We start from the raw sequence: 288 nt of genomic DNA, 5'->3' as shown, positions 1-288 counted from the left end.
TAAACGCTCAACCTGAAACTCCTGATGCTCCTGTAGTAGCCGGTGAAGTTTCTCAACCAACTTGTGACGAAGCAACCGGATCTTTCAGCATCACTGCTGAAACCGGAATGGAATATAGCTTTAATGGCGGTGCTTTTGAAACTAACACTTCCTGGTCTGAGCTTGCTGCCGATACTTATACTGTAACTGCAAGAAATGCTGACGGATGTGAATCGGAAGAACTTTCTGTAACAATAAACGCTCAACCTGAAACTCCTGATGCTCCTGTAGTAGCCGGTGAAGTTTCTC

At 45.1% G+C, this 288-nt stretch carries 1 protein-coding gene; it reads left to right on the top strand.

Features of this window, described 5'->3' with window-relative positions; translation table 11 throughout:
* Window positions 1-288, top strand: a 288-nt coding sequence (locus LB465_RS18135; protein WP_224471321.1) for a hypothetical protein, incomplete at both ends; no start/stop codon positions are given.

Source organism: Salegentibacter lacus (assembly GCF_020164555.1).
GTDB lineage: Bacteria > Bacteroidota > Bacteroidia > Flavobacteriales > Flavobacteriaceae > Salegentibacter > Salegentibacter lacus.
The sequence above is the reverse complement of the archived record's forward strand: the minus strand, read 5'-3'. Positions and strand labels throughout refer to the sequence as shown.